Here is a 12,492-nt window from a genome sequence, read left to right as displayed (position 1 = left end):
GGGCCCGCCACGCGCCTGGTCACCCCCTTCCCCCGCGCTGTAGAACTTCCCCACAGGCCCGAACGGGCAGCAAAGTGGAACTGAAGTCTCCGGGGAAGAGGTGGCGTCCATGACGGCGGAGGAACGTCAGCGGCAGATCGTGCGCGCGGCCCGCCGCTCCGGGTCCGTCGACGTCACCGTCCTCGCGGCCGAGCTCGGCGTCGCCAAGGAGACCGTGCGCCGCGATCTGCGCGCCCTGGAGGACCACGGCCTGGTCCGGCGCACCCACGGCGGCGCCTATCCGGTGGAGAGCGCCGGTTTCGAGACGACGCTCGCCTTCCGCACGACGATGCACGTGCCCGAGAAGCGCCGCATCGCGGCCGCCGCGGCCGAGCTGCTCGGCGACGCTGAGACCGTCTTCATCGACGAGGGCTTCACCCCGCAGCTCATCGCCGAGGCCCTGCCCAAGAACCGGCCGCTGACCGTGGTCACCGCCTCGCTCGCGACCGCGGGCGTGCTCGCCGAGGCGGAGCACGTCACCGTGCTGCTGCTCGGCGGGCGGGTGCGGGCCGGGACCCTCGCCACCGTCGACCACTGGACGACCCGCATGCTCGCGGGCTTCGTCATCGACCTGGCGTACATCGGCGCCAACGGCATCTCCCGCGAACACGGCCTCACCACCCCCGACCCCGCCGTGAGCGAAGTGAAGACGCAGGCCATCCGGGCCTCACGGCGCACCGTGTTCGCGGGCGTGCACACCAAGTTCGGCGCGACGAGCTTCTGCCGGTTCGCGAACGTGAGCGACCTGGAGTGCATCGTCACCAGCGCCCAGCTGCCCGCCTCCGAGGCGCACCGCTACTCCTTGCAGGGGCCGCAGGTCATCCGGGCCTGACCGCCCGGGCAGCGGCCCGACAACCGATCCCGCCCCACCCCGCCCCGCCCCGCACACCGGCTCCCCGCGCGGCCGCCGGTGCGGCACCGCACACCCTCAACTGCCCTGTATCACCGACTTTGCCCCCTTTGTTCAGGAGCGATTCATGCGAACCCAGAGCCGACGGAGGCCGCGGCGCCTGCTCGCCGCGACCGCCGCAGGGACGCTGCTCGCCCCGCTGCTCTCCGGCTGCTGGGCCGGGGCGGGCGGGACCGGTTCCGGCGGCGACTCCATCAACGTACTGATGGTGAACAACCCGCAGATGGTGGAGTTGCAGAAACTCACCGCCGAGCACTTCACCAAGAAGACCGGCATCAAGGTGAACTTCACCGTGCTGCCCGAGAACGACGTCCGCGACAAGATCAGCCAGGACTTCGCCAACCAGGCGGGCCAGTACGACGTGGCGACTCTCAGCAACTACGAGATCCCCATCTACGCCAAGAACGACTGGCTGCGCGAGCTCGGCCCCTACACACGCAAGGACCGCGCCTTCGACCAGCGCGACATCCTGCCGCCGATGCGCCAGTCCCTCACCGGCGAGGACGGCAAGCTCTACGGAGAGCCCTTCTACGGAGAGTCGTCCTTCCTGATGTACCGCAAGGACGTCTTCGCGAAGAAGGGCCTGACCATGCCGGAGAAGCCCACCTGGCGGCAGGTCGCGGCCCTCGCCGCCAAAGCGGACGGCGCCGAGAAGGGCATGAAGGGCATCTGTCTGCGCGGGCTTCCCGGGTGGGGCGAGGTCATGGCGCCGCTGACGACGGTCGTCAACACCTTCGGAGGCACCTGGTTCGACAAGGACTGGAAGGCCCGCCTGGACTCCCCCGAGTTCGAGAAGGCGACCCGCTTCTACGTAGACCTCGTGCGCGAGCACGGCGAGTCCGGAGCGGCCCAGGCCGGGTACGCGGAGTGCCTGAACAACCTCACCCAGGGCAAGACCGCCATGTGGTACGACGCCACGGCCGCGGCCGGCTCCCTGGAGGCCGCCAAGTCCCCGGTCAAGGGCAAGATCGGCTACGTACCCGCGCCGGTGGAGAAGACGGAGAGCTCCGGCTGGCTCTACACCTGGGCGTGGGGCCTGCAGAAGGCCTCCCGGAACCCCGACAAGGCCTGGAAGTTCATCTCCTGGGCGTCCAGTAAGGAGTACGAGGAACTCGTCGGCGAGAAGATCGGCTGGTCCAACGTGCCCGCGGGCAAGCGCGCGTCGACGTACGAGAACCCGGAGTACCGGAAGGAGGCGGCCGCCTTCCAGAGCGTCATGCGGACCGCGATCGCCGACGCCCGCCCGCGCGACCCGGGCGTGCAGCCCCGGCCCGCGCCCGGCATCCAGTTCGTCGGCATCCCCGAGTTCACCGACCTCGGCACCCGCGTCTCCCAGGAGATCAGCGCGGCCATCGCCGGACGCCAGTCCGTCGAGTCCGCCCTGAAGAAGTCCCAGAAGCTCGCCGAGAAGATCTCCGAGGAGTACGAGGGACGATGACCGCCACGACCACCACCACCGTCACGCCCTCCGCGCGCGTGCCCGCGTCCACCCGGCGCCCCTCCGGACGGCTGCGCGCCTGGGCCACCCGGGCACCCCTGATGCCCGCCCTGATCTTCATGATCGCCGTGACCCAGCTCCCCTTCGTGGCCACGCTGGTGATCTCCTTCTTCGACTGGAACGCCCTCTACCCGGACGCCCGCAGCTTCACCGGCTTCGCCAACTACGAAGAGGTCCTCACGGACGCCGACCTGCGCAAGTCCGTGTGGACGACGATCGTCCTTACGGCGACGGTCGTGCTCGCGAGCCTCGTCATCGGGCTCGGCCTCGCGCTGCTGCTCGACCGGAGGTTCCGCGGCCGGGGCGTGGTGCGCACGCTGCTCATCGCGCCGTTCCTGCTGGTGCCGGTGGCCGCGGCGCTGCTGTGGAAGCACGTGCTCTACAACCCCGAGTACGGCCTGTTCAACGGCATCCTGCACTGGGTCGGCGGCGACGGCGCCACCCAGCCGGACTGGATCTCCAACACCCCGCTGATCGCCATCGAGCTGTCCCTGATCTGGCAGTGGACGCCGTTCATGATGCTGATCCTGCTCGCCGGGCTGCAGAGCCGCGACACCGAACTCATCGAGGCCGCCCGCATGGACGGCGCCGGCAACTGGCAGGTCTTCCGCCACCTCACGCTGCCGCACCTGCGCCGCTATCTCGAACTGGGCGCCCTGCTCGGCTCGATCTACATCGTGCAGAACTTCGACGCGGTCTTCACCATCACGTCCGGCGGCCTCGGCACCGCGAACCTGCCCTACACCGTCTACCAGAGCTTCTACCAGGCCCACGAGAACGGCCTGGCGTCCGCCGCCGGTGTGCTCGTCGTCATCGGCTCGATCATCATCGCGACCTTCGCGCTCCGCGTGGTGTCGTCCCTCTTCCGCGAGGAGGTGTCCCGCGCATGAGCGCCGACGTACGGAGCGTACGGGCCATACGGAGCGTACGGAGCATACGGGCCAGGGGAATCGGCCTGGGGCTCGTGGCCTGGCTGGCCGGGCTCCTGTTCTTCCTGCCCATCGCCTGGATGGCGCTGACGTCCTTCCACTCGGAGGAGGACGCGGCGACCAATCCGCCCTCGGTCGCGGCGTCCCTCACCCTGGACGGCTACCGGGAGTTCTTCGGCGCGGGCGGCGGCGCGAGCCCCTGGCCCTCGCTCATCAACTCCTTCGTGGCGTCGACGGCGTCGACCCTGCTCGTCCTGATCCTCGCGCTCCCGGCGGCATACGCCCTCTCCATCCGCCCGGTGAAGAAGTGGACGGACGTCCTCTTCTTCTTCCTGTCGACGAAGATGCTGCCGGTAGTGGCAGGCCTCCTCCCCATCTATCTCTTCGCCAAGAACACCGACTTCCTCGACAACATCTGGCTCCTGGTCATCCTCTATACGTCGATGAACCTGCCGATCGCCGTCTGGATGATGCAGTCGTTCCTGTCCGAGGTGCCGGTGGCGATCATCGAGGCCGCGCAGATCGACGGCGCCCGCCTCCCGACGATCCTCACCCGCGTCGTCGCGCCCATCGCACTCCCGGGCATCGCGGCAACGTCCCTCATCTGCTTCATCTTCAGCTGGAACGAACTGCTCTTCGCCCGGGTCCTGACGGGGGTGGTCGCGCAGACGGCCCCCGTCTTCCTGACCGGCTTCATCACCAGCCAGGGCCTGTTCCTGGCCAAGGTGTGCGCCGCGTCGCTCGTCATCTCCCTGCCGGTGCTCGCCGCGGGGTTCGCCGCCCAGGACAAACTCGTCCAGGGCCTGTCGTTGGGAGCCGTCAAGTGAAAGCCGCCATCATCGAGTCCGTCGGCAAGGCCGTGGTCGGCGAGGTGCCCGACCCCACGCCCGGGCCGCGCGACGTGGTCGTCGAGGTCGCCGCGTGCGGGCTGTGCGGGACCGATCTGCACATCCTGCAGGGCGAGTTCGCGCCGACGCTGCCGGTGGTGCCGGGGCACGAGTTCGCGGGCGAGGTGGTCGGCGTGGGCAGCGCGGTCACGGAGCTCTCCGTCGGCGACCGCGTGGCCGTGGACCCCTCCCTCTACTGCTACGAGTGCCGCTACTGCCGCGACGGCCACAACAACCTGTGCGAGCGGTGGGCCGCGATCGGCGTGACCACGGCGGGCGGCGCCGCGCAGTACGCGGTGGCGCCGGTCGCCAACTGCGTGCGGCTGCCCGAGCACGTCCGCACCCAGGACGCCGCCCTCATCGAGCCGCTGTCCTGCGCGGTGCGCGGCTACGACGTGCTGCGCACCCGGCTCGGCGCGCACGTCCTGATCTACGGCTCCGGAACCATGGGCCTGATGATGCTGGAGCTCGCCAAGCGCACCGGGGCCGCGAGCGTGGACGTCGTCGACCTCAACCCGGAGCGGCTCGCCACCGCCGCGCGGCTCGGCGTCACCGGCGCCGGCGCGAGCGCCGACGAGCTCGACCGCCCGCAGGGCTGGGACGTCGTCGTCGACGCCACCGGCAACGCCGCCGCCATCCAGGACGGGCTCGGGCGGGTCGCCAAGGCGGGCACGTTCCTCCAGTTCGGCGTCGCGGACTATGCGACGCGCGTGACGATCGATCCGTACCGGATCTACAACCAGGAGATCACCATCACCGGCTCCATGGCCGTGCTGCACAGCTACGAACGCGCCGCGGAACTCTTCGCCGCCGGTGTCCTGGACCCCGACGTCTTCATCAGCGACCGGGTGCCGCTGGCGCAGTATCCCGAGGCGCTGGGGAAGTTCGCGGCGGGGGTGGGGCGCAAGATCGTGGTGGTGCCGTAGGGGGGCCTCGCGGGTGCGCCCCAGTCCCGCCCCTTCCCGAAACTGGGGGCTCTGCCCCCAGACCCCCGCTCCTCAAACGCCGGAGGGGCTGAAATGTGCCGGTGCGGCAGGGTTTTAGCCCGTCCGGCGATTGAGGACGAGCCGCGGAGCGGCGATATGGGGGTCCGGGGGCGGAGCCCCCGGTTACGGGAAGGGGCGCCCGCGCGCGGAGCGCGCTAATGGACGCAGCGGGGAGCCCCCGGCAGGTCCCACCCACCCGCAGAAAAACCCCGAGGTAAGGGAACGGCAAAGTGGCCCCGCTCGTTACCTCAGGCATGACAGCTATGACCCCCGGCTCGAACATCCCCCTGACCGCGGCCCGCGTGGCGGTGGACGTCACCGCCCCCGTGCGGCTCGACGTATCGGGCCTGCTGCTCACCGCCGACGGCAAGGTGCGCTCAGACGACGACTTCATCTTCTACAACCAGCCCACGGGCCCAGGCGTCACACACCGCTCCGGCGGCGGCACGACCCCGGACGCCATCACGGTGGACACGGCATCCGTCCCGCCCGGCATCGAGAAGATCGTCGTGACGGCGAGCCCGGACGCGGCAGGCCAGTCCTTCCAGGGCGTCGAGCCCACGGCCACGATCCGCAACGCGGACGACGGCTCGGTCCTCGCCACCTTCACCCCGCCCCGGCTCGGCACGGAGACGGCCCTCGTCATCGTCGAGATCTATCTGCGCAACGGCGCCTGGAAGGCCCGCGCGGTCGGCCAGGGGTACGCCAACGGCCTCGCGGGCATCGCCACGGACTTCGGCGTCACGGTCGAGGAGCCCGCGCCCGCCCCGGCCCCCGCCCAGCCCGCGGCCCCGGCGGCGCCCCTGGCACCCCCGACCGGCCCCCCGGTCCAGGCCCCCGCCCCCGCCGATGGCCCAGCCCCCCGCCCCGCCGGCCCCCGCGGCCCCGGCCGCCCCCGCCCCCGGCGCCGGGAAGATCAACCTGGACAAGGGCCGCGTCAGCCTCCAGAAGAACCAGACCGTGTCCCTGGTCAAGGGCGGCCGCCCGCTGCTCTCCCAGGTCAAGATGGGCCTCGGCTGGGAGCCCGCGTTCCGCGGCAAGGACATCGACCTGGACGCCTCGGTCATCGCGTACGGCCCGCAGCGCAACCACATCGACAGCTGCTATTTCGGCAAGCTGAAGATCCTCAAGGGCGCCGTCAAGCACTCCGGCGACAACCTCACGGGCGAGGGCGGCGGTGACGACGAGGTGATCGTGGTCGACCTCGGCGCCCTCCCGCAGGAGGTCACCGGCCTCGTCTTCACCGTCAACTCCTTCTCCGGCCAGAAGTTCACCGAGGTCGCGAAGGCGTACTGCCGCCTGATCGACGGCGCCACGGGCGAGGAGCTGGTCCGCTTCGACCTGACGAACGCCGAGGCGCAGACGGGCGTGATGATGGCCAAGCTGATCCGCCAGTTCACGGGCGAGTGGGACATGACGGCGATGGGCGACTTCGTGAAGTCCCGCACGGTGCGGGGCATGGTGAAGCCGGCGGCGCAGGCGCTGTAGCGCGGGGCGGCTCCGGCAGCGGGGAGGGGGCGCGGCGGCGGCCACAGGTGTGCCTGCCACGCCCCCTCGCCCTCCGGGCTCGGCCCAACCTGGCTAGTCGAACAACGCGCTGTACGCGTTCAGCGCGGGCTGACCGCCCAGGTGTGCGTACAGCACGGTGGAGTCCGGCCCGATCTCGCCGCGGCGGACCAGGTCGATGAGGCCCGCCATCGACTTCCCCTCGTACACCGGGTCGGTGACCATGCCCTCCGTGCGGGCGGCGAGCCGCATCGCGTCGAGGGTGGCTTCGTCGGGGATGCCGTAGGTACCGGCGTGGTAGCGCTCGTCCAGCTCCACGTCCGCGTCCTCGATCTCCCGCCGTACGCCGATGAGTTCGGCCGTGCCGCGCGCGATCCGCAGGGTCTGCTCGCGGGTGCGATCGGGCTCGGCGGAGGCGTCGACACCGATGACGCGGCGCGGCCGGGCGCCCCCGGCCACCCGCTCGTCGGCCCCGGCGTCCCCGTCAGCCCCGGCGGCCTCGGCGAGCGCGGCGAACCCCGCGACCATCCCGGCCTGCGTGGACCCCGTGACCGAGCACACCACCACGGTGTCGAAGAAGACGCCCGACCGCCGCTCCTGCTCGGCGACCTCCGCGGCCCAGCCGGCGAAGCCGAGGCCGCCGAGGCGGTGTTCGGAGGCGCCCGCCGGGATGGCGTACGGCTTGCCGCCCGACTCCTCGACCTCCCGCACCGCCCGCTCCCAGCTCTCCTTGACGCCGATGCCGAACCCGGCCCGCACCAGGCGGACGTCGGCGCCCGCGAGTCGGCTGATCAGGATGTTTCCGACCTTGTCGTACACGGAGTCGGGCCACTCGACCCAACTCTCCTGGATCAGCACGCACTTGAGCCCGGCACGGGCCGCGACGGCCGCGACCTGCCGGGTGTGGTTGGACTGCACCCCGCCCACCGACACCAGCGTGTCGCAGCCCTGCGCGAGCGCGTCGGCGACCAGGTACTCCAGCTTGCGGGTCTTGTTGCCGCCGTAGGCGATGCCCGAGTTGCAGTCCTCCCGCTTGGCCCACAGCGTCGCGCCGCCGAGGTGACGGGTCAGGCGCTCCAGGGGGTGGACGGGCGAGGGGCCGAAGAGCAGCGGGTAGCGGGGGAAGGACTGGAGCGTGGTGGCGAGGGACACGGGGCCTCCTGGGGTCCTGTGTGGCCGGTCGGCCCGCAGCGAAGTGCCGACCGGCCCGGGTGCCTTGCGGTCAGCAGCCAGCCTGCGGTCCGGCCGAGTAACGATCAACCCCCAAGCCCGGCCCGCCACACGTCACCACACCCATATCTGACCCACCGAACGTCACCCCACCCACGGCCAGTCCGCCGCCCGTCCCGCCTCCAGCAGCTGCACCATCCGGAACGCCGTGTCCGAAAGCCCGCCGAAGACATGACGGCCCGCCGAGCCGGACGCGCCGTGGCCCGCCCGGTAACCGGCCAGGTTCCAGGTGTAGACGGGGATGTGCGCCGGGATCTGGTCGGTCGGGTCGCCGTGGTGGCTGTACGCGGCCTGCTCGTCGGTGACGATCAGGACGCGGTCGTGCCGCCGGTAGTGCCGGCGCACCGCCTCCGTGGTGTTCGTGCCACCGAGGCTGCCGAACCGGCCCAGGACCTTCAGGACCGACTCGCCCGTGCGGTGCTTCACCACGGCGCTGGACGTGCCGAACTCGACGAGGTCCGCGTCGGCCGCCCGCAGGGCGAGCGCCGTGCCGAACACCGCGGCGGCGTCCGCCCGGTTCAGCTGCGAGCGCTGCGACAGCGGCGACCACATGGAGCCGGACCGGTCGACGAGGATCAGCGAACGGCCGGGCAGCGCGGGCACGTTGGCCAGTGAGTGGCCGAGCGCCCGCTCCAGGGCGTACGACCAGCGCAGGGACGGCGCGTGCTGGTACGCGGCGAGGTAGCGGAACGGGAACTGCCGGGACCGTGCGACCTCACGCGGGTCGGCGATCTTCGCCGCCACCCGCTCGGCGACCTCGTCGGAGACGCCCGCCTCGTCGAAGTTCCGAAGGTTCCGCACGAGCGCCATCGCGCCCATCGACGGAATGACCGCCTCCCAGGCCGCCTTGTCCATCGGGCCCTGCAACCAGCCCGCTAGCGCCTCCCAGGTCATGCCCGCGGCGGCGAGCCGCTCGGCGCCACCGGGTCCGGTGACGACCGCGCGCCGCTCGGCGACGGGCAGCGCCATCAGGTCACGGTGCGCGGCAAGCACCGGCAGCGAACCCGGCACCTCGGCCGCGTCCGGGTGGTGGCGCCGGTCGAGCGCGTACCGGAACAGGTCGCCCTGCCACGGCTTGGCCGGGTCGGGCGCGGCGTGCACGAGGTTGAGGATGTCGCCGAAGCGGTACCCCTTGGCGGCGGTGTCGTACTTCAGCAGGGACTTCTCGTGGAACAGGCGGCGTACGGCGTCGGCGATGCCGCGCTTGACGGGCTTCGGCACGGCGCGGCCGTACGTCGCCGTCCAGTAGCCGAGCAGTTCGCCGGGCTCGTCGGGGCGGCGCAGGACGGAGGCGACGACCTGGCGGTTGGCGGGGCCTTCCGTGACCCCCGCGTCCAGGCGGGCCCGCACGTACTCGGCCGCGCCCACGATCGACGCCGTGCGCATGTTGCCGTCGCCGCGCAGCCATCCGAGCAGGCCCGCGGTCCACTCCGGGTCCTCGACGGCGAGCTTCCGCACGAGCGCGGCGAACCGGTCGTCGCGGTCCGCGCCGCCCTCGTAATACGTCTCCTGCGTCACGAAATTCGCGACCGCGAGCAGAAAGAGCTCGGAGCGCGCGTCCCGGAGGTGCCCCCGGCCGCCCTCGTGGGTGCGCGCCGGGCGCCCGGAGGGCGCGGTGGACTTCACGGGCGAAGTGAGCAGAGCGGAAAGGGACTTGGAGTTGAAGCGGGCCATGAGTGTGAATTCCCCCGAATTCTTTGGGCCTCCCGAGATCTCATCGGCGGCGGCGTGATTTCAGTCGAAGAAGTAGCCGCTGCCCTCGCACCGGGAGGTGCAGGTCATGCGTGTGTCCAGAGGTCGAGGTCGGCGGAACTGACGATGGCGCTCTGGCCACTGAGCTACACCGGCGTGAAGTACCGGCGGCGGGATTCGAACCCGCGACCTCCCCATTAAGAGTGGAAGTAAGTCCTGCCTGCGCACCTGGACACGCATCACTTTAGGAGAGCGAACTCGGCGAATGCCAAAGGTTTTTTCGCGCGCGGACGCAACCGTACGATGACTCGCAGGCGTCGCACTGTGAGGTCGAGTCGGGGAGGGGCTGGCGGCATGGCAGGGGCCACGCGTGGGGCGGCCGGTGAGGTCGGGGGGTATCGGCTGATCGCGCAGCTCGGCGTGGGCGGCATGGGGCGGGTGCAGTTGGCGCGGTCCGCGTCCGGGCGGCCCGTCGCCGTGAAGACCGTGCACGGGCACCTCGCCGCCGAGCCGGAGTTCCGCGAGCGCTTCCGCCGCGAGACGGCCGCCGCGCGCGCCGTCACCGGCCCGTACACCGCGGCCGTGCTCGACGCCGACCCGGACGCCGAACAGCCCTGGCTGGTCACGGAGTTCTGCGCGGGCCCGGTCCTCACGGACGCCGTGGCCGCGCACGGCGCGCTGTCCGCCGCCGACCTCGCGGCGCTCGGCGCCTCCCTCGCGGAGGCACTGGCCGCGGTGCACGCGGCGGGTCTGGTGCACCGCGACCTGAAGCCGTCCAACGTGGTCGTCACCCGCGACGGCCCCAAGGTCCTCGACTTCGGCATCGCCAAGAGCGCCGCCGACGACAGCCTCACCGCCACGGACGAGGCCATCGGCTCCCCGGGCTTCATCGCGCCGGAACAGCTCGCGCGCGGCGCCGACGACGCCCGGCCGGGTCCGCCCGCCGACGTCTTCGCGCTCGGCACCCTGCTCGCCCTCGCCGCCACGGGCCGCGCCCCCTTCGGCGCGGACGGCGCCGCCCGCGTCCTGTACCGCACCCTGCACGAGGCCCCGGACCTCGACGGCCTCCCGGACCCCGCCCTGCACACCTTCCTGACCCGCTGCCTGGCCCGCGCCCCCGAGGACCGCCCGACGGTCGGCGAGGTGCTGGCCTGGTGCGGGGCACGGGCGCGGGAGGTGCCGTGGTGGGAGCGGGGCGCCGTCGCCGGGCTGATACGGCGTCATGAGGACGACGTGGCAAGGTTGTTGGGGCAGGAGCAGGAGGAGACGGCGGCTGCGGGCGGCGGCTGCGAGCCTGGCGATTCCGTGCCCGACGCCGACGCCGACGCCGACGCCGACGCCGACTCCGACTCCGACTCCGACTCCGACGGTACGGACACCCTCGCACCGGCGCCCGTCGGCGTACCGTCCGCCGACGCGCCCCACCCCACCGCCACCGCGCCACCGGTCACCTCACCGCCGACCACCCCCGCGCCCACCACCCCCCTCCCGGCCCCCGAGGACCGCCGCTCCTCCCGGCGTCGGGTGCTCCTGTGGAGTGGAGGTGCCCTCGCCGCGGCGGCGGGCACCACCGGGGTGGTCGTCGCGGCCCTCGGCGGGCGCGAGGGCGGGGCGCGCGGGGGCTCGCGGGGGCGGCGGACGGGGACGGCGGCGCGAGGGCGGGTGCTGTGGAGCCGGGACGTGGGCGGCCTCCGGTCCGGCGGTGGTCTGGTGCGCCGCGGCGACGCTCTGTTCCTGCTCGGCTCCTCCGCCCTGACCTGCGTCGAGGCGCGCTCCAACACGGTGCGCTGGGTGTACTCCGAGGAGCAGTTGCAGGGCGTCGACCGCTACCGCGACACGGTGTACGTCCTGCGGGACGACCTGTTCGAGCCGGAGCTGCGCGCGCTGAACGGCGCCACCGGCCGCGAGGTGTGGAAGTCGCCCTATCCGCGCCTCAACCCCAAGCGCCGCACGGCCGCGCCGCCCGGCTTCGACGCCGACTACAGCGCGCTCGAAGGCAACCAGGGCCAGTTCCTGCTGGCGGGCGACGTGGTGTGTCTCCTGACGTACGCCCCGTACGACACGATCTGGACGCGGCGCAGCGCGTGGGGCCGGCACTGGCGGGCGTACGGATTCGACGCGCGCACCCGTGAGGCCCTGTGGTTCCACGAGGGCGCCGCCGCCGGGGTGATCGGCGTCGACCAGGCGGGCGGCCGCATCGCCGTGGCCGCGTCGGCCAACCCGGGCAGCCCCGGCACGGACGACTACGCGCGGCGGGACCCGCTGGTCGTGCTGCGGGCGGCGGACGGAAAGGTGGAGCGGACGGTGCGGAACGGGGCGCGCCATCCGCGGGCGCACCCGGGCGCGAAGGGCACGGCCTGCTACGCGAACCGCGCCGCGATCCGCGCGGTCGACCTGACCACGGGCCGCGTCCGCTGGACCCGGCGAGTGGAGTCGGCCACGGTGACCCCGCTGCCCACGCGCGGCATGCTGCTCGCGGCGGCGTCGGAGGGCTTGAGCGCGTACGATGCCGCGTCCGGCGGCGGGCCCCGGTGGACGCGCGCCGACGTCGGCGAACTCACCGCCGCCGACGGCTCGTTGCTGACCGCGGGCGGCCTCGTGTTCGTGTCGGGCCCCGAGCCGGGCACGAAGGGCAAGCCCGGCTGGGGTCTGCACGCCCTCGACGTCCGCACGGGCCGCACGGTCTGGGCCGCGCCGTCCGACACCGTCGCGTCGGCGAAGGCGGCGTCCGCCGCGGCGGACGTGGTCCATCTGTACGCCGACGGGACCGTCGTGGCGATCGCGCCCCCGGAGCGGTCGTGACGGGAACCGGTCG

8 protein-coding genes and 1 pseudogene are annotated in these 12,492 nt (G+C 72.4%); 7 read left to right on the top strand and 2 right to left on the bottom strand.

Annotated elements, in window-relative coordinates; translation table 11 throughout:
• The first annotated feature begins 100 nt into the window (after positions 1–100).
• From AC0KTA_RS29645 to AC0KTA_RS29620, 6 genes and pseudogenes are all read left to right on the top strand, one after another.
• Positions 101–871 (top strand): DeoR/GlpR family DNA-binding transcription regulator, encoded by a 771-nt coding sequence (locus tag AC0KTA_RS29645; protein WP_481051273.1) that lies wholly within the window; start codon positions 101–103, stop codon positions 869–871.
• Positions 872–1,016: 145 nt separating this feature from the next.
• Positions 1,017–2,387, top strand: coding sequence for an ABC transporter substrate-binding protein (locus tag AC0KTA_RS29640; RefSeq protein WP_481051272.1), 1,371 nt, complete (start codon positions 1,017–1,019; stop codon positions 2,385–2,387).
• Positions 2,384–3,337, top strand: a complete 954-nt coding sequence (locus AC0KTA_RS29635; protein WP_481051271.1) for a carbohydrate ABC transporter permease — start codon at positions 2,384–2,386, stop codon at positions 3,335–3,337. The genes AC0KTA_RS29640 and AC0KTA_RS29635 overlap by 4 nt, the downstream gene beginning before the upstream one ends.
• Positions 3,334–4,203: a carbohydrate ABC transporter permease gene (locus AC0KTA_RS29630; protein ID WP_481051270.1), complete on the top strand. Its 870-nt coding sequence runs from the start codon at positions 3,334–3,336 to the stop codon at positions 4,201–4,203. Before AC0KTA_RS29635 ends, AC0KTA_RS29630 begins: the two co-directional genes overlap by 4 nt.
• A complete protein-coding gene (locus AC0KTA_RS29625) occupies positions 4,200–5,189 on the top strand; it encodes a zinc-dependent alcohol dehydrogenase family protein (RefSeq protein ID WP_481051269.1) in 990 nt (329 codons plus the stop codon). The genes AC0KTA_RS29630 and AC0KTA_RS29625 overlap by 4 nt, the downstream gene beginning before the upstream one ends.
• Positions 5,190–5,512: 323 nt before the next feature.
• Positions 5,513–6,737, top strand: a pseudogene (locus AC0KTA_RS29620) (TerD family protein).
• Between the two features lie 93 nt (positions 6,738–6,830).
• Here AC0KTA_RS29620 and AC0KTA_RS29615 read toward each other — a convergent pair.
• Together AC0KTA_RS29615 and AC0KTA_RS29610 are read right to left on the bottom strand one after the other, a co-directional pair.
• A complete protein-coding gene (locus tag AC0KTA_RS29615) occupies positions 6,831–7,907 on the bottom strand; it encodes a 1-aminocyclopropane-1-carboxylate deaminase (RefSeq protein ID WP_481051268.1) in 1,077 nt (358 codons plus the stop codon).
• Between the two features lie 162 nt (positions 7,908–8,069).
• Positions 8,070–9,659: a TROVE domain-containing protein gene (locus AC0KTA_RS29610; protein WP_481051267.1), complete on the bottom strand. Its 1,590-nt coding sequence runs from the start codon at positions 9,657–9,659 to the stop codon at positions 8,070–8,072.
• Positions 9,660–10,031: 372 nt separating this feature from the next.
• Here AC0KTA_RS29610 and AC0KTA_RS29605 point away from each other — a divergent pair, with 372 nt between their 5' ends.
• Positions 10,032–12,479: a protein kinase domain-containing protein gene (locus AC0KTA_RS29605; protein WP_481051266.1), complete on the top strand. Its 2,448-nt coding sequence runs from the start codon at positions 10,032–10,034 to the stop codon at positions 12,477–12,479.
• The last annotated feature ends 13 nt before the right edge of the window (positions 12,480–12,492 follow it).

The organism is Streptomyces sp. Y309, from assembly GCF_056712025.1.
Note: the sequence above shows the minus strand (reverse complement) of the source record. Positions and strands in the feature narration are given on the sequence as shown.

Coding starts and splice junctions, on each gene's coding strand:
- AC0KTA_RS29610 (WP_481051267.1), bottom strand. CDS start 9,659: ATGGCCCGCTTCAACTCCAAGTCCCTTTCCGCTCTGCTCACTTCGCCC.
- AC0KTA_RS29605 (WP_481051266.1), top strand. CDS start 10,032: ATGGCAGGGGCCACGCGTGGGGCGGCCGGTGAGGTCGGGGGGTATCGG.
- AC0KTA_RS29630 (WP_481051270.1), top strand. CDS start 3,334: ATGAGCGCCGACGTACGGAGCGTACGGGCCATACGGAGCGTACGGAGC.
- AC0KTA_RS29640 (WP_481051272.1), top strand. CDS start 1,017: ATGCGAACCCAGAGCCGACGGAGGCCGCGGCGCCTGCTCGCCGCGACC.
- AC0KTA_RS29635 (WP_481051271.1), top strand. CDS start 2,384: ATGACCGCCACGACCACCACCACCGTCACGCCCTCCGCGCGCGTGCCC.